Annotated in this window: 11 protein-coding genes, 2 tRNA genes and 5 rRNA genes; 6 read left to right on the plus strand and 12 right to left on the minus strand. The window is 33.2% G+C overall.

The genetic code is table 11. The features are described from left to right. Window positions 1-26: 26 nt before the first annotated feature. The 4 genes from cheB to DB723_RS02055 are packed head-to-tail and all read left to right on the plus strand — an operon-like array spanning window position 27 to window position 4120. The gene (gene cheB, locus DB723_RS02040; RefSeq protein ID WP_151552136.1) at window positions 27-1154 is read left to right on the plus strand and encodes a chemotaxis-specific protein-glutamate methyltransferase CheB; all 1128 of its coding nucleotides are present in this window, start codon (window positions 27-29) and stop codon (window positions 1152-1154) included. A gap of 25 nt (window positions 1155-1179) precedes the next feature. Further along, the gene (locus tag DB723_RS02045; RefSeq protein ID WP_151552138.1) at window positions 1180-2394 is read left to right on the plus strand and encodes a TraB family protein; all 1215 of its coding nucleotides are present in this window, start codon (window positions 1180-1182) and stop codon (window positions 2392-2394) included. Between the two features lie 37 nt (window positions 2395-2431). Continuing rightward, entirely contained in the window at window positions 2432-3067 is a 636-nt protein-coding gene (locus DB723_RS02050) for an adenylate kinase (RefSeq protein ID WP_151552140.1), read from the plus strand. 24 nt (window positions 3068-3091) lie between these two features. Continuing rightward, window positions 3092-4120 (plus strand): hypothetical protein, encoded by a 1029-nt coding sequence (locus DB723_RS02055; protein WP_151552142.1) that lies wholly within the window; start codon window positions 3092-3094, stop codon window positions 4118-4120. A gap of 2 nt (window positions 4121-4122) precedes the next feature. On the opposite strand, the gene DB723_RS02060 is transcribed toward DB723_RS02055, so the two are convergent. The 8 genes from DB723_RS02060 to DB723_RS02095 form a co-directional block, all read right to left on the minus strand. Then, complete coding sequence (locus DB723_RS02060) at window positions 4123-5046, minus strand: GGDEF domain-containing response regulator (RefSeq protein WP_151552144.1); 924 nt, start codon at window positions 5044-5046, stop codon at window positions 4123-4125. A 2-nt stretch (window positions 5047-5048) separates the two neighbouring features. Further along, window positions 5049-9530: a response regulator gene (locus DB723_RS02065; protein ID WP_151552146.1), complete on the minus strand. Its 4482-nt coding sequence runs from the start codon at window positions 9528-9530 to the stop codon at window positions 5049-5051. A gap of 97 nt (window positions 9531-9627) precedes the next feature. Continuing rightward, window positions 9628-9738, minus strand: a 5S ribosomal RNA gene (gene rrf / locus DB723_RS02070). Window positions 9739-9761: 23 nt separating this feature from the next. After that, window positions 9762-12690, minus strand: a 23S ribosomal RNA gene (locus tag DB723_RS02075). Between the two features lie 165 nt (window positions 12691-12855). Next, window positions 12856-12966, minus strand: a 5S ribosomal RNA gene (gene rrf, locus DB723_RS02080). A gap of 23 nt (window positions 12967-12989) precedes the next feature. Continuing rightward, window positions 12990-15918: ribosomal RNA gene (locus tag DB723_RS02085) — 23S ribosomal RNA — on the minus strand. Window positions 15919-16088: 170 nt separating this feature from the next. After that, the gene (locus DB723_RS02090) at window positions 16089-16931 is read right to left on the minus strand and encodes a Cof-type HAD-IIB family hydrolase (RefSeq protein WP_151552148.1); all 843 of its coding nucleotides are present in this window, start codon (window positions 16929-16931) and stop codon (window positions 16089-16091) included. 122 nt (window positions 16932-17053) lie between these two features. Then, entirely contained in the window at window positions 17054-17614 is a 561-nt protein-coding gene (locus tag DB723_RS02095; RefSeq protein ID WP_151552149.1) for a DNA-3-methyladenine glycosylase, read from the minus strand. Window positions 17615-17841: 227 nt separating this feature from the next. Here DB723_RS02095 and DB723_RS02100 point away from each other — a divergent pair. Continuing rightward, window positions 17842-17915, plus strand: a tRNA-Ile gene (locus DB723_RS02100). A 704-nt stretch (window positions 17916-18619) separates the two neighbouring features. Here DB723_RS02100 and DB723_RS02105 read toward each other — a convergent pair. From DB723_RS02105 to rsmI, 4 genes are all read right to left on the minus strand, one after another. Further along, window positions 18620-18693: transfer RNA gene (locus DB723_RS02105), tRNA-Ala, on the minus strand. Window positions 18694-18851: 158 nt separating this feature from the next. After that, a 16S ribosomal RNA gene (locus DB723_RS02110) occupies window positions 18852-20387 on the minus strand. 215 nt (window positions 20388-20602) lie between these two features. Then, entirely contained in the window at window positions 20603-21151 is a 549-nt protein-coding gene (locus tag DB723_RS02115) for a nucleoside 2-deoxyribosyltransferase (RefSeq protein ID WP_151552151.1), read from the minus strand. A gap of 98 nt (window positions 21152-21249) precedes the next feature. Beyond that, on the minus strand, window positions 21250-21921 hold the full coding sequence (gene rsmI, locus DB723_RS02120; protein WP_188093261.1) for a 16S rRNA (cytidine(1402)-2'-O)-methyltransferase: 672 nt from the start codon (window positions 21919-21921) through the stop codon (window positions 21250-21252). 212 nt (window positions 21922-22133) lie between these two features. Between rsmI and DB723_RS02125 the strand changes: the two genes are divergently transcribed. Then, entirely contained in the window at window positions 22134-22448 is a 315-nt protein-coding gene (locus DB723_RS02125; RefSeq protein WP_151552155.1) for a hypothetical protein, read from the plus strand. The last annotated feature ends 3 nt before the right edge of the window (window positions 22449-22451 follow it).

Genomic DNA, 22451 nt, shown 5'->3' on the forward strand with positions numbered 1-22451 from the left:
AAGAATTAAATAGGAAAAAAGTAAAAGTGGAAACAAAAATTACTGTGCTTATCATAGAATACTTTGCTGTAAAGAGAAAGCTTATCTCAGACCTTATCAATTCGTCTCCAAAATTACAAGTCATTGCAACTGCTTCTAATGGTAAATTTGCAACAAATAAACTTAAAAAACATAACCCCGAAGTAATATTAATGAATTTAGAAGAAAACAATATTAAAGATATTCTCTTTTTGGAGAAAAAAAACAATATAAACAAAACAATACCAATTGTAGTCACATCTTCAAATCAAAACTTAATAAATATTGCTGCTTTAAAAGGAGCTGACGATCTTATATTAGTATCTAAAAATAGAACATCACATGAAAACAAAAAAGAACAAATTATTAATTCTCTTTTGGCTTATGGATCAATATCTATAAAAAACAAAATTGTCCATAATAGAGAATTAGAAATAAAAACCTATGAAAGAGATAAAATTTTTTTAAATCACAAAAATAACATTTTTCCATTAAATCAACTTGAAGAACATTCAAAAGAAAAAATATTAAATGAAAAAGAAATAAAAAAATTAAAACTGAGAAAATTCGACATAATAGCAATTGGAGTATCAGCAGGGGGACCCGTAGCCTTGAAATCAATATTGCCAGAAATACCTGAAAGCTTTCCACCAATAATAATTGTTCAACATATGCCCAAAGGGTTTACAGAAGAATTTGCAAAAAATCTTAATAATCTTTGCAAAATAAGGGTAAAAGAAACCGCTAATAACGAAATATTAAAGCAAGGACATGCATACATAAGCTCAGGTGGATATCATACAAAAATCAAAAAAATCGACGGCAACTACCAAATACAAATCTTCGATGGTAAACATATTAATGGTCACAAACCATCTATTGGGGTATTATTTCAATCTATTGCAGAAATTGCAAAAGATAAAGCAATTGCTCTAATAATGACTGGAATGGGAAATGACGGATCAATAGAAATTGGAGATATAAAAAAAGCTGGAGGACTAACTATTGCACAAGATAAAGAAAGTTCTATGGTTTTTGGAATGCCAAAAATAGCAATAAAAGAAAACAACATAGACTATGTAGTTCCTCTAAACCATATGGTAAAATTATTAAAAGCTATACTAATTAATAGCTAAATTTTTTTAAACAAGGAATATTTTTTTGGATAAAGAAAAAGAAAATACCAAGACAGAAGACTGTTTTTCTCATGTAAGCAAATTCAACATACACAATAAAACAATATATATACTTGGAACGGCTCACGTATCAAAAAAAAGCTCAGAAGATACTGCAAATTTAATAGAAATCTTAAAACCAGACTATATTGCGGTTGAACTTGATGAGGCTCGTTATCATTCGATCTTAAACACAGATGAAAATGAAAAATGGAGAAACTTAGATATAGATAAAGCATTAAAACAAGGAAAAGCCTTTTTTCTCATAATAAACATAATTCTTAGTAATTTTCAAAAAAAACTAGCAAAAGAACAGGGAATAAAACCTGGTGAAGAAATGAAAACAGCTATTTTAAAAGCGAAAAAGCATAATATTCCACTAATTCTTGCTGACAGAAAAATTGAAACAACTTTAAAAAGAGCTTGGATATCTATTCCGATATTTGAAAAAGTAAAAATAATCTCAAGCCTTTTTTCCTTAACAGATACAAAAATTACAAAAGATGAAATTGAAAAACTTAAAGAACAGGATGCCCTTTCCAAAATAATGAAAGAACTTGCCAAAGAAATACCTAAAGTAAAAAAAGCTTTAATTGACGAAAGAGACGAATTTATTACAAGCAAAATACTTGAAGGAAAAGGCACTATTCTTGCGGTTGTAGGCGCGGGTCATGTAAATGGAATAATGAAAACTCTAGAAGAAATAAGCCAAAATAAAAAAATAATAAACATTGAAGAACTTGAGAGAATACCTAAAAAATATTTTTCACTTAGCAAAGCACTATCTTACCTTATCGCAATTTTAATCATTTTACTAATAGTGAGCTCTTTTTACTTTAAAGGATTCGATTTTGCTTACAAAAATTTAAAGCTTTGGATAATATCCAACTCTCTTTTTTCAGGCATTGCATCCATTTTATTTAAATCTCACCCTTTAACAATTTTAACAGCTGCTATCGGTTCTCCAATATTCTCCTTAATACCATTCATAGGAACAGGCATGGTAGCAGGACTTGTTGAAGCTTACATAAACAAACCAAAGGTCAAAGATTTTGAAAATCTACAAGAAGAATTATCAACAATAAAAGGGTATCTCAAAAACAAAGTTACAAGAATTTTATTAATAGCACTTTTTGTAAACCTTGGATCTACAATTGGAACAATTGTAGGACTTAAATTTTTATTAAATGTTTTCAAATAAACCCTTAAAATAATAAATATCTACACGGGAGTATATAATGGGGCTTGTATTTTTAGGTCCCCCAGGTTCTGGAAAGGGGACTATTTCAAAAATTATTTCTGATGAATTTAAATACCATCACATTTCAACAGGAGATTTATTTAGAGAAAATATTTCAAATTCTACAGCTCTTGGAAAAGAAATAAAAAAAATTGTCGAAAGAGGAGAACTAGTTCCCGACATAATTACAATTAAAATAGTAAAAGATAAAATTAAAGCTATTAAAAATAATAAAAATTTTATTTTAGATGGATTTCCACGTAATATTTGTCAAGCTGAAGCTCTTGACAAATTTTTGCCAAATGTAAAAATAATAAACTTTTTAATTGATGAAGAATTGATAATAAAAAGACTCTCAGGAAGAAGAATTTGTAAATCTTGTAATAATATTTTCAATATATATACTCTAGCCACAAAAAAAATTGAAATTTGCGACATTTGCGGAGGAGATCTTTACCAACGAGAAGATGACAAGGAAGAGTGCTTAAAAACAAGACTCAAAGAATATAAATTACAAACAAAACCACTGATAGAATTTTACTCAAAATGCTCTAGACTTAACAATGTTGATGCATCTGTTAAGATTGATGAAATAAGAAATAAGATAATTAAAATAATGTTAAAAAAAAATTAAATGGAAAAGGTATTTTAAATAAAAATGTTAATAAAAAAAATTTGTTTTTGCTTGTTTTTTTTGCAGGCAATATTAATTCTTGCCCAAGATCAACAGAATTTAGAATTTAATGATAATTATTTTTACTTTAATTTTCAATCTGCTTATTACCCTCCCCACGAGATGGGAACAAATGGGGGCAGATTTTCACAAAGCTTTAAACATCCTAATTTTCAAAATATTGAACCAAGTTTACAAATTCCATTCAATTATTGGGGAGGAATAAAATTAATATCATACTTAGGATACTATAAAAATTTTAAAGTTTTACGTAATCCTGATTCTATTTTTTTTAAAAACAATGGAATAGATCTCGATTTAAATATTGGATTGTCTCCTGTAACTATCTCATTTAAAAGCATGTTAAGCCTTACCCCTATTGCTTTTTTAAATTTATATGCATCAAATGAAATTGGTGTGGGCTGGGAAGCTTTTGGCTTTAAGGGAATCGGTGTACACATTAAAAATGGGAAATATTCAAATACTACTGAATTTTATTCAGAAATAACAATAGGAGGGCGATTCCAATTTGATTTAAACGCTATTTTCCAAGGGGAATGGACACACATTATTACAGTTATTGGCAATGATTTTACATACTTAATTAATCCTCATGCAAACAAAGATCAACTTTGGAAATATAAAGCAGACGACGGTAAAAATATAAATGGCATGCTTATAAAGCCTTATGCCCTATTAGCTTACAAAATGCCAATACCTTTTAACACAATAGGGCTACTTTATGAAAGCAAAACACAAATTGGAAAAGAAAGAAACATAAGCTCATGGAAAAACAAAGGGTGGGGAAGTGACATTTTTTATCACAATATTTCTATTGTTGCTAATTTTGAAATTTTCAAACCTTTAACAATTGGTCTTCAATTAAAATTATCTACAAATCCCATATATACAAGTAACACAGCTGGGCTAGCCGATATTTCAAAAAGAATAGCAACTGGTAATTCTTATTTTTACTACGATTCTATTGGAATCTCTGCAACTTACAAATATTAAGCTTAGTATCTAAACTGATTCCTTCCAGAAACTTTAGCCTCATAAAGCTTGCTATCAGCAAGCTTTATGATATTGGTAAAATTGTTATCAATAGGAATTTCTTGAGCAAGACCAATTGAAACAGTTACAATACTAGAAGTATTGCTATACTCATGAACTATTCTCAAGCGCTTTATATCATTAATCATTGTTTTAATAATATCGATCATTTCACTTAGACTATTATTAACAGAATAAAAAATAAATTCTTCCCCTCCATATCTAGCAACATCTATTTTATGTTTTAAAGAAACCTTATATAGGGTCTTAGCAATCAATTTAAGACACTCATCACCATTGGTATGACCATAATTATCATTATAATTCTTAAAATTATCAATATCCAACATACCAACAATTATTATTTCTTTACTTTCTAAAGCTTTAATCCACGACTTAGAAAATTTATCCATAAAAAATCTTCTATTTGGAATCTGAGTAAGTCCATCAATTCTAGACAAACTTTTAAAATAATCTCTCAGGCGCTTTAATTCAAGGTGCGTCTTAACTCTAGCATCAATTATTCGACTATTAAAAGGCTTTAAAATATAATCTACCCCACCAACATTAAATCCTTCAAGTTGAGCATCTGTAGAATTTCTTGAACTAATAAAAATTACAGGAATATCTTTAGTATCAGGATCGCTTTTTAGTCTTTTGCATACCTCATAGCCATTAATATCTGGAAGACCTATATCAAGAAGTACAAGATCGGGACTATCTTTTTCAACCTGTTTTAAAGCATCAAGTCCATTTGTTGCAACCTCAACCTCATAAGCATCTTGCAATATATTTACCAATAAATCCAAATTAGTGGGAGAATCATCCACAATTAAAAGTTTCTGATTCTCTGTTTCAAAAGATTTATCTTTAATTATCATTCCCACTGCTAATATCTCTTGTTGATAAAAATTTCAATGATCTCTTCAAGGATTTTAGAACTCTCAGTAAATCTATATAATCTTAAATTCCTGCGAAGATCACTAAATAATACCTGAATATTATCGTCTAAAACATACTTGTCAATGCTCTTAAGAATTTCCTTGTATTCTTTTGGTTTTCTAGTTTTAATGCCAACTAAAAGCTTATTGAGAAGGTTTAAAAATTGATCATTGCTTTTAAAGTATAGCTTATTATCGCCAACAAGCTCAGAATCAAACAAAATATTCTCCTTTATGTCGCTTATTAAATGCAACAAATCATCTTTTACAAAAAAATACATTTTTTTCAATTCATAAATTGAATCTTTACTTGTTTCAATTTTTTTAAAATACCTATACAACTTGCTACGCATATTAGAAAGAGCTCCAGATATTGAATGGGATATGTCTTTAATTAAAGACAAATTTTCATCATCAAAAGCTTTTTCTAAATCAATAATATTGATAGAAATAAAATCAACAAGTCCTCTACATAATTCAGAATATGACTCATATGAAAGATTTAATTCTTTTAAAGCCCTATTAACATCTAAATTAGAAAACTTGACAGGTTGATTAAAATCTTTATTCTCCCAAATATCATCAACTTCAAGCTGTAAATATTTCTTTAATATGATTTTAATTGAACTTATGTGTATTGGTTTTGATATATAATCATTCATACCGCTTGCAAAACACTTGTCTTTATACTCTTGCAAAGCATGGGCTGTCACCGCAACCAAAACACACGGCTTTAAATTCTTTACTTTTTCAAACTTTCTAATTTCTTTAGCTACCGAAAATCCATCATATCTTGGCATTCGTATATCAATAAAAGAGATATCATATTTTTTTTCTTTTAAAAATTTTAAAGCCTTTACTCCATCATCTACAACATCAATATGATTTTCATTAATACCTATTACAACAAGAATATCTTTTAACACTTTTTGATTGACCTGATTATCTTCAGCTATTAACACATTAACAGGCGTTTTCACCTTAAAAGCACTATTTACTGGGGCCAAATCTTCAAATTTCATTTCTGTTTTAAGCTCTTTTTTAGAAAAAATAGAACATATGCTAAGCCCCATTAAAGGCTTTTTAACATACATATATTTTAAATTTTTTAGAGCTTTATTATCCAAATAATAAAATAAAAAAATAATTTTTACATCAGAGCTTAGCTTCTCAATATTATTAGCAAATTGGATACTCTCTTGAATATTGTCGTTATTTACATTTACATAAACAAAATCATAAAAAGAGTGTTTCTTAAAGAATTTATATGCATCTTCAAAAGACGCCACGTAATGTACATTAGAAGAACAGCCCAACAAAGTCGAACAGTGTTCAAAAATTTTAATAGATTTTTTACTCAAGAGCACATTTAATACTTTATTATTACTATTTATTGATTGAACATTGAATGATAAATCTTTACTTTTAAGCTCATCGCCTAATATAAAAGGCAACATAAATGAAAAAGTCGTTCCCTCTCCTACCTTGCTATCAACAGTAATTCCAAGGCCCCCCATTAGCCTTATAAGCTCTTTAGATATTGATAACCCCAATCCCGCACCCTCATGAACTCTTGAAGAAGAATCGTCCTCTTGTTTGAATATTTCAAATATCTTAGAAAGATTTTCTCTTTTAATACCTTTGCCTGTATCTATTACCTTAAATTCAACTGTAACCAATACTCTATTATCATCAGCTTTTGTTCTATATACTTCTTCATAGTTTAAAACAATAACACCGTCATCTGTAAACTTAAAAGCATTCCCTATTAAATTAATTAAAACTTGTTTAATTTTTACAATATCCCCTTTTATATAATTCTTAAAAATAGATTTAGAATAAGAAAATAAATCAATATTTTTTTTTGCACATTGAGATTGAAAAGTTTTTAAAACCATTTCCATTTCAGTCTCTAAATCAATATCTTGACTCTCAATATGTAATTCATTGACATCTATTTGAGACAAATACAATATATCATCAATTAAAGAAAGTAAAGAATCAGATGAATAATTTATCATTTTAACATAGTCTTTTTGAACATCCGTAAGAATAGTAGTATCTAAAAGCTCAGTAGCAGCCATTATGCCATTAATGGGAGTACGAATATCATGACTGACGTTTGCTATGAAAATTGTTTTAGCGGTATTAGCAGCTTCTGCAATATTTTTTTTATTCATTACAAAAGAATATCTTCTTTTCTGCTCAAATGATAATTTAAACATAAAAATTATTACAAATCCTAAAAAAGTAAAATAAAATATAATAACTGTTAAAACTAAAAATTTGAAATTTTTAAACCTAATGCCCTTAGATTTATAATAAATATCAAATTTCCAATCATTTAAATACCTCTGACTATCAACATTTGAACGCACAACAACTTTTTGAATAATTTCTTTCAAGATAAAATCTTGATTATAAATAGCAAGACTTAAATCAAAAGACAAATCTCTAAAAGTAGGCAGTTTTTCAACATCCGAAACATTTAATTCTTCAAAAACATAAGCAGCCGTATACTCATCACTAATAATCCCATCAATCTTTCCCTTATAAAGAAGAAGTAGCGCTTCTTTAAAGCTACTTACCAAAATAAGATCTGATTTAATACTAGAAGCCAAGTTTTTACTATATAAAAAATCAAGTACTGCAAACCTCTCCAAAGATCTAGATGGAAGCACCCTTTTTTTATTTGAAAAAATATAAAGTGGAATTCGAGAATTTAATTTTATATTGAAAACATTCTCTAAATTTGAATCTACTGCATTAGTATTTAGCATATCGATTTTTCCAGATTTGATTAATTTTTTGAGATCTAAGCTGCCGTATGTTTCAATTATGTTAAATTCCAAACCTGAAAACATTCTAATTTTATCAAGTAAAAATTGATTTATTCCTTTATAGCTATTTGCTTCAACATAATCTATTGGATACCAATTTTTAACAGCAAGATTCAATTTATTATTTTTTGATAACCAAATTTTTTCTTCTATATTAAATTTAACCTTATTCATAATTTTATAACTATTAATTCTAGAACTATTAATTTCTTCTTTGTCCAGCCAATTTTTATCTATTTGAAGCAAAGTTTCAAATGAAATATCATCAAATATAGAATTAAGAATATATTTAATAACTTTATAAATTCTGTTATCAATAGCTAATACTAAAAACCTATTTTTATTAAAAATAGAATCATAAGATTTTAATCTTCCGTTATATCCATTTAATTTTAATAAATATTTTGTTGTTATTGAATTTTCTATAAATCCATATGAATTATTAACAATATTTACAAAGTTATTAACAATGTCTTGATCCTTACTTAATTGAATATTATTAAAACTAAAATCAATAAACTGAGAATTTATTGGACCAATATTATTGTTTAAGCCTTTGGAATAAAATTTAAAATTAAGAGGATATATTGGTTTACTTACTACATAATTAACATTTTCAAATACACTATCATTGCTAATAATTCCTCCAAAAATGCCTACTGGCTTTCCCTCTAATGATTTCTTAATATCCTCTTTAGGGAATCCCTTAAAAATAGGTTTAAAGATATGTTGTCTTGAGAGAAGATTCCATAAATCTACTAAAATGCCAGACAACTTTCCCTGTGAATTAATAAAACTCAAGGGAGGATAATCATTATATAAACCAACATCAATAAAATTTCCCTTAGTATTACTATCTAAAAAAGAAAAAATATGTTCATCAGGAATTTTCACCAAATACGAAAACAAATCTAAATTCAAATTCTTTATTATCTCAGGAGCATTTCTACTAATAGCCACTCTATTTTTGACGCTATAAAAAACATCTCCAGTAAAAATCACAAGGTCTTCACCAAAAAAAAGCTTTGCAATATAATGCAAAGTCTTACAATCACCATATATATAATCAACTTTATCATTTTTTAAAGCCAATACTAACTCTTGAGCATTTTCAGCCAAAAAAATCGTATTAATGCCTTTTAGTCTTAAAATATCTTCATATATTGTATTTCTAATAACTCCTATATTAAAATTGGATAAAAATGTTGAATGAGTATTTTTATATTTTTTATTAGAGCTTTTAGAAAATAAAATTGAAATACTCCTAGCAAGCTCACTTTTAAAATAAAAAAAATCATTTAATTTTATATTATAAGTCAATCCTAAATATATTGCTTCGTCTTCAATTGCACTTTCATTGAAATTATCAATATGCTCAACTTTAATATCAACATTATTATCTTTTGCCCATTTATCTAAAATAGAAAAAATAAGCCCCACATATTCTCCTTTATTATTTTTATAGTAAAAAGGAAAATATTGATCTACAAGCTTAAACTTGAAAGTATCCTTAGAAAATAAATCGACACTGACAAAGCAAACCAAAAGCAAAATTAAAAAATTAGTACTTAAAAAGCTTGCTTTCTTCATGTTATTTTAAAATTTCCTTATTAAAATAAAATAGTTTTACTAATATATAAAAATAAATATACACAATAAGTTCAAGACTTAAAATATAAAATAAAAACCCTGGCAATAACTTACTCTCCCGCGAACTCGCAGTACCATCAGCGAATAAGAGCTTAACTTCTGTGTTCGGAATGATAACAGGTGTTTCCTCTTTTCTTTAACCACCAGGGTTTTTATAAGGAAGACAAAAATATGGTCAAAGAGACGGGTAATTAGTATTAGTCAGCTTAATATATTACTATACTTACACTTCTAACCTATCAACCTGGTATTCTTCCAGGACCCTTAAAGGATATCTCATCTTGAGGAAGGCTTCCCACTTAGATGCTTTCAGCGGTTATCCTTTCCGAACGTAGCTACCCAGCACTTACCCTTGGCAGGATAACTGGTACACTAGAGGTTCGTCCATCTCGGTCCTCTCGTACTAAAGATAGCTCCTCTCAAATATCCAACGCTTGTGGCAGATAGGGACCAAACTGTCTCACGACGTTCTGAACCCAGCTCGCGTACCGCTTTAAATGGCGAACAGCCATACCCTTAGGACCTGCTCCAGCCCTAGGATGCGATGAGCCGACATCGAGGTGCCAAACCCTTCCGTCGATGTGAACTCTTGGGAAGGATAAGCCTGTTATCCCCGGAGTACCTTTTATTCGTTAAGTGACGGCGCTTCCACTTGCCACCGCCAGATCACTAAGACCTACTTTCGTATCTGTTCGACTTGTCAGTCTTACAGTTAAGCTACCTTATGCCTTTACACTTACAGAGTGATTTCCAACCACTCTAAGGTAACCTTTGCGCACCTCCGTTACTCTTTAGGAGGCGACCGCCCCAGTCAAACTACCCACCTGGCACTCTCCTCATATTTCTATAAGTTAGAAATCTAATTAAACAAGGGTGGTATTTCAAGGTTGACTCCACTACCCCTGGCGAGATAGCTTCAAAGTCTCCCACCTATCCTACACATATTTAATCAAATCTCAATACCAAGCTATAGTAAAGGTTCACGGGGTCTTTCCGTCTAACCACAAGTAATCGGCATCTTCACCGATACTTCAATTTCACCGAGCTCCACGTTGAGACAGCGTCCAAATCGTTACACCATTCGTGCGGGTCGGAACTTACCCGACAAGGAATTTCGCTACCTTAGGACCGTTATAGTTACGGCCGCCGTTTACTGGGGCTTGAATTCAATGCTTCGAATAAACTAACATCTCCTCTTAACCTTCCAGCACCGGGCAGGTGTCAGTCCCTATACTTCTCCTTACAGATTTGCAGAGACCTGTGTTTTTGGTAAACAGTCGTTTGGACCATTTTTATGCTACCTAATTGCTTAGGTCGTACTTATCCCGAAGTTACGTACGTATTTTGCAGAGTTCCTTAACGTGGATTCTCTCGCGCGCCTTAGAATTTTCATCCCACCTACCTGTGTCGGTTTGCGGTACGGTCCCTTATAGCCTAACCTTAGAAGTTATTTCTTGGCACCTTGACTACCTACATTTCATGTTACCTAAATAACACTCATCATCACATCTTAGCTCTCTTAACGGATTTTCCTATTAAGATCATCACCTTAATGCTTAAACTAGGACAACCATCGCCTAGCAGTAGTTAACCTCATGCGTCACTCCATCGAAACTATAAGAGGTACGGGAATATTAACCCGTTTCCCATCGACTACACTTTTCAGCTTTGCCTTAGGGGCCGACTAACCCTGGGAAGACGACCTTTACCCAGGAAACCTTAGGTTTTCGGCGAATGGGGATCTCACCCATTTTTTCGTTACTCATACCTGCATTCTCACTTCTGATACCTCCATCAAACTTTCCAGTTTAACTTCTCTGGCTTACAGAACGCTCCCCTACCATCTTAACTTTCGTCAAGATCCAAAGCTTCGGTAATGTGTTTAGCCCCGTTACATTATCGGCGCTTAAGTACTCGACCAGTGAGCTATTACGCACTCTTTAAAGGTATGGCTGCTTCTAAGCCAACCTCCTGGCTGTTTACGTACCTAAACCTCCTTTTCCACTTAACACATTTTTGAGACCTTAGCTGTTGGTCTGGGTTGTTTCCCTCTCGACTATGAACCTTATCGCCCATAGTCTCACTCCTATTCATCATTTAATAGCATTCGGAGTTTAACTGAGTTTGGTACCCTTTGACAGGCCCTAGCTCAATTAGTGCTCTACCTCTATTAAACTAAAATAAGGCTGAACTTAAATCCATTTCGGGGAGAACCAGCTATCTCCGAGTTTGTTTAGCCTTTCACTCCTATTCACAGCTCATCCCTGCCTTTTTTAACAGACTAGAGTTCGGCCCTCCACTTGGTTTTACCCAAGCTTCAGCCTGGCCATAAATAGATCACTCGGCTTCGGGTCTACCACATCTAACTAAATCGCCCTTTTAAGACTCGCTTTCGCTTCGACTCCAGCACTTCTATGCTTTAATCTTGCTAGACATGATAACTCGCAGGTTCATTATGCAAAAGGCACGCCATCACCGCAATAAATCGCGGCTTTGACTGCTTGTAAGTCTACGGTTTCAGTTCTATTTCACTCCCCTCCCGGGGTTCTTTTCACCTTTCCCTCACGGTACTCTTCTCTATCGGTAGCTTTTTAGTATTTAGCCTTGGAGAGTGGTCTCCCCAGCTTCAAACAAGGTTTCTCGTGCCTCGTCCTACTCAGGAACATTTTAAAAAGATATTTACATTTAAATTACAGGACTATCACCTTCTTTGGTTAAACTTTCCAGATTATTCTTCTATATAAATATTTTGTAACTTTTTTGCTTATCACAGACTAAGCTTAAACGTCCTACAACCCTCTAAATGCAACGCTCTGCAGCTTGGCACATTTAAAGTTTAGGCTACTCCCTTTTCGCTCGCCACTACTAAGGGAATCTCTTTGATTTCTTTTCCTCAGGGTACTTAGATGGTTCACTTCCCCTGGTATCGCCTCTATTATTAAAATAATAGATAACTAGCATCTTGCTAGCTGGATTACTCCATTCGGTAATCTTGGGATCAATAAATGTTTGCTCCTCCCCCAAGCTTTTCGCAGCTTACCACGACCTTCTTCGCCTTAAAGCTCCTAGGCATCCACCATAGACTCTTATTACTTTGACCATATTTTTATCTTCCGTCTCTATTTTGCCAATTTGTTTATACAACATAAAATAATATATATCTTTGTTTAATCCGTGTCAATATCTAATTTATTTTTTATGGTATTTAAATTATAAGTATTTAAATACCATAAAAAATAAATTCAAAACTTAAAGTATAAAAAAACCCTGGCAATAACTTACTCTCCCGCGAACTCGCAGTACCATCAGCGAATAAGAGCTTAACTTCTGTGTTCGGAATGATAACAGGTGTTTCCTCTTTTCTTTAACCACCAGGGTTTTTATAAGGAAGACAAAAATATGGTCAAAGAGACGGGTAATTAGTATTAGTCAGCTTAATATATTACTATACTTACACTTCTAACCTATCAACCTGGTATTCTTCCAGGACCCTTAAAGGATATCTCATCTTGAGGAAGGCTTCCCACTTAGATGCTTTCAGCGGTTATCCTTTCCGAACGTAGCTACCCAGCACTTACCCTTGGCAGGATAACTGGTACACTAGAGGTTCGTCCATCTCGGTCCTCTCGTACTAAAGATAGCTCCTCTCAAATATCCAACGCTTGTGGCAGATAGGGACCAAACTGTCTCACGACGTTCTGAACCCAGCTCGCGTACCGCTTTAAATGGCGAACAGCCATACCCTTAGGACCTGCTCCAGCCCTAGGATGCGATGAGCCGACATCGAGGTGCCAAACCCTTCCGTCGATGTGAACTCTTGGGAAGGATAAGCCTGTTATCCCCGGAGTACCTTTTATTCGTTAAGTGACGGCGCTTCCACTTGCCACCGCCAGATCACTAAGACCTACTTTCGTATCTGTTCGACTTGTCAGTCTTACAGTTAAGCTACCTTATGCCTTTACACTTACAGAGTGATTTCCAACCACTCTAAGGTAACCTTTGCGCACCTCCGTTACTCTTTAGGAGGCGACCGCCCCAGTCAAACTACCCACCTGGCACTCTCCTCATATTTCTATAAGTTAGAAATCTAATTAAACAAGGGTGGTATTTCAAGGTTGACTCCACTACCCCTGACGAGATAGCTTCAAAGTCTCCCACCTATCCTACACATATTTAATCAAATCTCAATACCAAGCTATAGTAAAGGTTCACGGGGTCTTTCCGTCTAACCACAAGTAATCGGCATCTTCACCGATACTTCAATTTCACCGAGCTCCACGTTGAGACAGCGTCCAAATCGTTACACCATTCGTGCGGGTCGGAACTTACCCGACAAGGAATTTCGCTACCTTAGGACCGTTATAGTTACGGCCGCCGTTTACTGGGGCTTGAATTCAATGCTTCGAATAAACTAACATCTCCTCTTAACCTTCCAGCACCGGGCAGGTGTCAGTCCCTATACTTCTCCTTACAGATTTGCAGAGACCTGTGTTTTTGGTAAACAGTCGTTTGGACCATTTTTATGCTACCTAATTGCTTAGGTCGTACTTATCCCGAAGTTACGTACGTATTTTGCAGAGTTCCTTAACGTGGATTCTCTCGCGCGCCTTAGAATTTTCATCCCACCTACCTGTGTCGGTTTGCGGTACGGTCCCTTATAGCCTAACCTTAGAAGTTATTTCTTGGCACCTTGACTACCTACATTTCATGTTACCTAAATAACACTCATCATCACATCTTAGCTCTCTTAACGGATTTTCCTATTAAGATCATCACCTTAATGCTTAAACTAGGACAACCATCGCCTAGCAGTAGTTAACCTCATGCGTCACTCCATCGAAACTATAAGAGGTACGGGAATATTAACCCGTTTCCCATCGACTACACTTTTCAGCTTTGCCTTAGGGGCCGACTAACCCTGGGAAGACGACCTTTACCCAGGAAACCTTAGGTTTTCGGCGAATGGGGATCTCACCCATTTTTTCGTTACTCATACCTGCATTCTCACTTCTGATACCTCCATCAAACTTTCCAGTTTAACTTCTCTGGCTTACAGAACGCTCCCCTACCATCTTAACTTTCGTCAAGATCCAAAGCTTCGGTAATGTGTTTAGCCCCGTTACATTATCGGCGCTTAAGTACTCGACCAGTGAGCTATTACGCACTCTTTAAAGGTATGGCTGCTTCTAAGCCAACCTCCTGGCTGTTTACGTACCTAAACCTCCTTTTCCACTTAACACATTTTTGAGACCTTAGCTGTTGGTCTGGGTTGTTTCCCTCTCGACTATGAACCTTATCGCCCATAGTCTCACTCCTATTCATCATTTAATAGCATTCGGAGTTTAACTGAGTTTGGTACCCTTTGACAGGCCCTAGCTCAATTAGTGCTCTACCTCTATTAAACTAAAATAAGGCTGAACTTAAATCCATTTCGGGGAGAACCAGCTATCTCCGAGTTTGTTTAGCCTTTCACTCCTATTCACAGCTCATCCCTGCCTTTTTAAACAGACTAGAGTTCGGCCCTCCACTTGGTTTTACCCAAGCTTCAGCCTGGCCATAAATAGATCACTCGGCTTCGGGTCTACCACATCTAACTAAATCGCCCTTTTAAGACTCGCTTTCGCTTCGACTCCAGCACTTCTATGCTTTAATCTTGCTAGACATGATAACTCGCAGGTTCATTATGCAAAAGGCACGCCATCACCGCAATAAATCGCGGCTTTGACTGCTTGTAAGTCTACGGTTTCAGTTCTATTTCACTCCCCTCCCGGGGTTCTTTTCACCTTTCCCTCACGGTACTCTTCTCTATCGGTAGCTTTTTAGTATTTAGCCTTGGAGAGTGGTCTCCCCAGCTTCAAACAAGGTTTCTCGTGCCTCGTCCTACTCAGGAACATTTTAAAAAGATATTTACATTTAAATTACAGGACTATCACCTTCTTTGGTTAAACTTTCCAGATTATTCTTCTATATAAATATTTTGTAACTTTTTTGCTTATCACAGACTAAGCTTAAACGTCCTACAACCCTCTAAATGCAACGCTCTGCAACTTGGCACATTTAAAGTTTAGGCTACTCCCTTTTCGCTCGCCACTACTAAGGGAATCTCTTTGATTTCTTTTCCTCAGGGTACTTAGATGGTTCACTTCCCCTGGTATCGCCTCTATTATTTAAATAATAGATAACTAGCATCTTGCTAGCTGGATTACTCCATTCGGTAATCTTGGGATCAATAAATGTTTGCTTCTCCCCCAAGCTTTTCGCAGCTTACCACGACCTTCTTCGCCTTAAAGCTCCTAGGCATCCACCATAGACTCTTATTACTTTGACCATATTTTTATCTTCCGTCTCTATTTTGCCAATTTGTTTATACAACATAAAATAATATACCTTTGTTTAATCCGTGTCAATACTTATCTCAATATTTTAATAAATAAATTTACATTTTAAATAGAAGATTCTTATAAAAATTAATTAAATTATTAAAAATTCAAATAAAAATTATTCATATTTAATATCAAGATCAAAAAAATCAATTAAAAACCTAGCAACACCATCCTCATTATTATTAAATCTTGTTATTTCATTATCTACTAAATTCGCTTTAAGAAATTCATTGGCATTTTTCATTAAAACCCCTTTGCCAAGATTTTTAAGCATCTCATAATCATTATTATTATCTCCAAAGGCTAAAACATCACAAAGGGGAATGCCTTCAAGAAAAGCAATATTCTTAATAGCATTGTATTTATCAGCATTAATATTGGTAACCTCTAATAAATCTTTAGAAGAAAAAAACACCCTTATGTCCTGAAAATTTTTACTCCTAATTTCATTGTTAAGTTTATTAAGAATTGCCAAATCATCACAATAATAAACAATCTTAGAAACAGAATCAACGCCTAATTTAGCTAAATCTCCAATGATAACATTTAAACCCAAATCCCTAATAAAATGATTCATAATAGGACTTTTAACATCTGCATTAGAATACCAAGTATCAAAAGTATAAAGATTAACATCAACATTATCTGTATGTATCTGAAGAATTTCTTTTACCAAGCCATAACTCATTGCATGTCTAAAAATTAAATTTTCTTGCAAAAACACTTCAGCACCATTTGCCGTTACAAGATAGTTTTCATTAAAATTAATTTCTTTTAATTGATCTCTGACATTTCTAACTTCAATTAACCTTCTGCCAGTTGCAACAATTATTTTAAAATCTTTCTCTAAAGTCAAAAGAACTTCAAGAGTTAAAAAGGTAATCTCGTGGCTATTATTCAACAAAGTACCATCAAGGTCAAAAACCAACATTTTATATCTTTTATAGTTAGAATTCATATATAAATCTCTCTTGTAAGACATAATATCACAAATAATTTATTCCCAATAAATTATTCTTAAGTATAAAAGAATTAAATTAAATAATAATATATTTCTTAAAAACTTTATTTAAGCTAAAATCAACACCTTGATACAAATTTATTATCTTTAATATAAAATCTCCAGAGTTTGTTTATATCACTCTCTTGTGCATAATTAATATTTATTCTTTTCGAACAAACTATATTAAAATCCAAATTCAAGCCTCTTTGTAAAAAAAGCTCATTATTCCCAATAAGATCAACTTCATTAAAGGCTAAATCAATATTTAAAAATTTTGTAAGTTTGCCAGGACCATTAGTAAGAATATTTTTTTCTCCCAATAATGGGAAAATAGGCTCTACACTTCTAATTAAAACAGCTTGGGGATTATCTCTTTCCGCAGTAACAATGTTAAACATATGATGCATGCCATATATTATATAAACATAAGAATATCCCCCTATGCTATACATAGCATTTGTCCGATTTGTTCTCTTGCCCTTATAAGAATGACAAGCACTGTCTGTTATTCCCATATAAGCTTCCGTTTCAACAATTCTGGTAACTATTTTCTTCTCCTGAATCCTCCTGACCAACAGATTGCCAAGCAATAATTTTGCTACAGTAATAGCATCTTGTAAAAAAAAATATCGATCCATAAAATCAATTTTAAAGCAAAATAATAGTATTATATTGTTAAAAAAACAAATACAATATGAAAGAGTATACTACCAACGAAAAAATTTAAAATTAAATATAGCAAGCATTGATAAATATATGAAAAATTATAAACAATATATACATCTTTTGCATCTTAAAAAGATATAAGAGATATTGACAAAGCCAAAAGATTTAAATAAAATTTGTAAAGAATTAGTGTGATTAAGGGATCATAGCTCAGGTGGTTAGAGCGCAGGTCTGATAAACCTGAGGTCGGATGTTCAACTCATCCTGGTCCCAATGTATTATTGATGTAGATGTTAAAACGTAGTTTTTAAGCCATAAGTATAAAAATAAAGTACTTTTCAATTGCAATATTACATAATATTGATTCTGTGTAGTTCTTTAAACAACGCTCACTCTTTACGTATTGCCACGACTACTGGCACGTAATTAACCGGGACTTATTCATAAATTAACATCATCACTTTGTCATTTCCCACCGCAAAACCTATTTCTTATTAACAAAAAAATCTTACAATATCTTTTCGATCTTCCAATTCAAATAGCGCTACACCGTTAAGCTTTCAGCTATTAAGGAAGATTCTTGGACTATCCGCCAAACTATTCCCTCTCAGAAATTTTATCCATATCTCAGTTTTAGAGTGATAGTTTACCACCTGAAATTAACTACTCATCATCACCTTGATAAATATTTCCCCATGTCAAGTAATAACATAAGCCTAACGATAAGCAAAAATTGAAAGAATTCCTTTCATTAGTTAATAAACTTATTCGATATTACTGTATTCTACTTAACTAGCATGCCTAAAATACACCATTAATGCTAATTGCTAGATTAGCATTAATATATCCGTTATTCTTATTTTTTTCGGCCTTCATCCTTACTTAGGCCTCTTTAATCTCATCTTCTAATAATTATTTTAATCTTTAACAAGCTCAATTAATAGCGCGCACAATTTAAATCTAAGACATACGTCTAATGGAGGTTAAGGGACTCGAACCCTTGACCCTCGGCTTGCAAAGCCGATGCTCTAGCCAACTGAGCTAAACCCCCCCATCAATTTAAATTTAGGTTTAATAAAATTATTTAATATTGCCAACAAAAAATCTACTTAAACTTATATAAACAAACATAGTTTCAAAAAATATTTTATCAAAAGAAAAAAGTAGAGAAGAGTTAATGTAATGAGCCTTAATTTATCTTTCTCTTAGAAAGGAGGTGATCCAGCCGCACTTTCCAGTACGGCTACCTTGTTACGACTTCACCCCCCTCACTAAACATACCTTAAATACCTTCCTCCCTTACGGGTTAGAATAATAGCTTCGGGTATCCTCAACTCGGGTGGTGTGACGGGCGGTGTGTACAAGGCCCGAGAACGTATTCACCGTATCATTCTGATATACGATTACTAGCGATTCCAACTTCATGAAGTCGAGTTTCAGACTTCAATCCGGACTGAGACCTGCTTTATGCGTTTTGCTTCACATCACTGTTTCGCTTCGCTTTGTACAGGCCATTGTAGCACGTGTGTAGCCCAGGACATAAGGGCCATGATGATTTGACGTCATCCTCACCTTCCTCCGACTTATCACCGGCAGTCTTATCTGAGTCCCCACCATTACATGCTGGCAACAGATAACAAGGGTTGCGCTCGTTGCGGGACTTAACCCAACACCTCACAGCACGAGCTGACGACAACCATGCAGCACCTGTATATAGACCCCAAACGGGGAATAATTATCTCTAACTATATCCTATATATGTCAAGCCCTGGTAAGGTTCCTCGCGTATCATCGAATTAAACCACATGCTCCACCGCTTGTGCGGGCCCCCGTCAATTCCTTTGAGTTTCACTCTTGCGAGCATACTCCCCAGGCGGCACACTTAACACGTTAGCTTCGGTACTAACTTTTAGTTAACACCAAGTGTGCATCGTTTACAGCGTAGACTACCAGGGTATCTAATCCTGTTTGCTCCCTACGCTTTCGTGACTCAGCGTCAGTCTTGACCCAGAAGTTCGCCTTCGCCTCCGGTATTCTTTCTGATATCAACAGATTCCACCCTTACACCAGAAATTCTAACTTCCTCTATCAGACTCTAGACATATAGTTTCCAACATAGTTCCACAGTTGAGCTGTAGTATTTTATGCATAGACTTATATATCCGCCTACTCACCCTTTACGCCCAATAATCCCGAACAACGCTCGCCCCTTACGTATTACCGCGGCTGCTGGCACGTAATTAGCCGGGGCTTATTCATAAATTAACGTCATCACTTTGTCATTTCCTACAAAGCTTATTCCTCATTTATAAAAGAATTTTACAATCTTTCGACCTTCTTCATTCACGCAGTGTCGCTCCGTCAGGCTTTCGCCCATTGCGGAAGATTCTTAGCTGCTGCCTCCCGTAGGAGTCTGGACCGTGTCTCAGTTCCAGTGTGACCGTTCACCCTCTCAGGCCGGTTACTTATCATCGCCTTGGTAGGCATTTACCCTACCAACTAACTAATAAGACGCAGACTCATCTACAAGCGAAGCTTTAAAGGCTTCCTTTCATCAGTTAACAAATTAACTGACCTTATTCGGTATTAGCTACTATTTCTAGTAGTTATCCCCATCTCATAGGTAGATCATCCACGCGTTACTCACCCGTTCGCCACTGAATGTATTACTACATTCCGTTTGACTTGCATGCTTAAGACGCACTGCCAGCGTTAGTTCTAAGCCAGGATCAAACTCTTCGTTATTCTTATTTTTTATTTAAAAAAATTAACAAGTTTTTGTTTATTCTTTTTGTTTGGCTTTTAACCTTACTTAACTCTTCCCTTCTCTCATCTTCCAATAATAATTTCAACCTTTAATACTTTAACAAAAGAAGAATCATATTGTCAATACCTTTTTATTATTTTATTAAAAATAAAACATAAAAAATAAATTTTATTAATAAACCATGATAAAAGCATTAACAACCACATTTTTCATTAGCAGGTAAAGTTGTAAGAATTTTTTTCAATTTATTACCTAATTTAGCCTTTAAATAATCAAAGAAAGTCCTAAAATTTTCGCTATCTCCTTTAAACTTAATCCACAACTCTTTAATGGTCAAAATTCCTTCCTTAAGATCTTCATAATTGGAAAAAGATGCATTGCAATCGCTATACATTAAATTATAAAAATCAGAATCTTGTTTATCCTTGAAAAAATCTATACTTGGTATTTTTTTGGCAAAAGCAAATCCCCTCTCATAAGCTGTACCAGAATCAACATAATTAACCAAAGCTAAAATTATATCACTACTAACTAGCTCTTTTAAATCTATTTCCCTGATTTTCTCTCTTATATCTCTATTTGCAAATTTATAATCAACCTTTTCAAGCAGTCCCATCTTTTTGGCAGCATGATGCTCTGGAGAAAATACATCTAAATTGAACTGTTCAAGAAATTTCAAAACTTCATCCCGCAGCTTAATTTCCTCTTTACTAAAAAATGGAGAAGCCAAATAAATTTTCATAAAAACCCCTATTAAAATTCAAGTATAACACAATAAATCCATTGGGTAAAACCAGAAAATAAATAAAGTTTTGACAATCTAAATAGAAAACATTTTTATTAACGATTTCTGCTGACCAAAATAGTAAATTCTCCTTTAATCTTCTCCTTATTCGATTCAAAATAATTTTTTAATTCTAAAGGCTTGCCAATTCGATATTCTTCATAAATTTTTGTCATCTCACGACCAATAAGAATCTTCGCATCTAAATTAACAGAAGAGATTTCAACAAGCAACTTTAAAAGTCTATGACCAGATTCAAGCAATACAAATGCATCACCCCTTTCATATAACTCAGTAATTCTTTTAAATCTTTTAAGACCTTTGTTGGGTAAAAATCCCTCAAAAAGAACTGCTTTATCTCTAAAAGGATTAACACTTACAATAGTATTAAAAGAACTTGCTCCAGGAATGGGACAAACTTTATATCCCTCTCTAAAAACAGCAGCGACTAACAAACTACCGGGATCACTAAGGCCTGGAGTGCCGGCATCACTAACAAAAGCAACAGAATCTCCTTTTGCTAAATAATCCAACAGTAAACTTACCCTATTATTTTCTGTTACTGCATTACAAGAAATCATTTTTTGATTAATTTTATATCGAAACAAAAGTTTGCTAGTGACTCTCGTATCTTCTGCAAAGATAACATTTACCGATTTTAAAACATTAACCGCTCTATAAGTAATATCTTCTAAATTACCTATTGGCGTACCAACAATATATAACATAGCTCTGTTAATTCCTCCAAAAAAATAAAAACTATATATTAAAACCATCTTTCTTTATGACAAAATGCAAAATCTTTTATTCACTAAATATAAGAATAAGTTATAAATTATAAACTATATTTTACATGTATATCAAAATACTTGTTTTGTATTGCATTTAGTTATATCATTAAGTTATTAATGATTAAAAAGCTAAAAGAACGGGGGAATTTATGTTTGCATTAATTAGAAAAATATTTGTAATTTATTTTCTATGCATTACCCTTGCAGGTTTTGCCATGATTTTTATTGACAGCAAGTTTACAAAACAGCCTGATAAAGAGAATCAAAACAAAATTAAGCAACATACAATTGAAACCAATTTAATTATGTTTACATCTTCTATAGGGGGATTTTTAGGAGTTTATGCTGGAATTTGGATATTTAACTATGATAAAAGCAATTTTTACCTAAATTGGGGAAATTTAATAATATTAATATACAATATAGCCCTAATTATTACTGTATATTCAAAGTCACACAGCTAGCCA

The sequence above is a fragment of the Borrelia maritima genome (assembly GCF_008931845.1).
In the GTDB taxonomy this organism is placed as follows: Bacteria; Spirochaetota; Spirochaetia; order Borreliales; family Borreliaceae; genus Borreliella; species Borreliella maritima.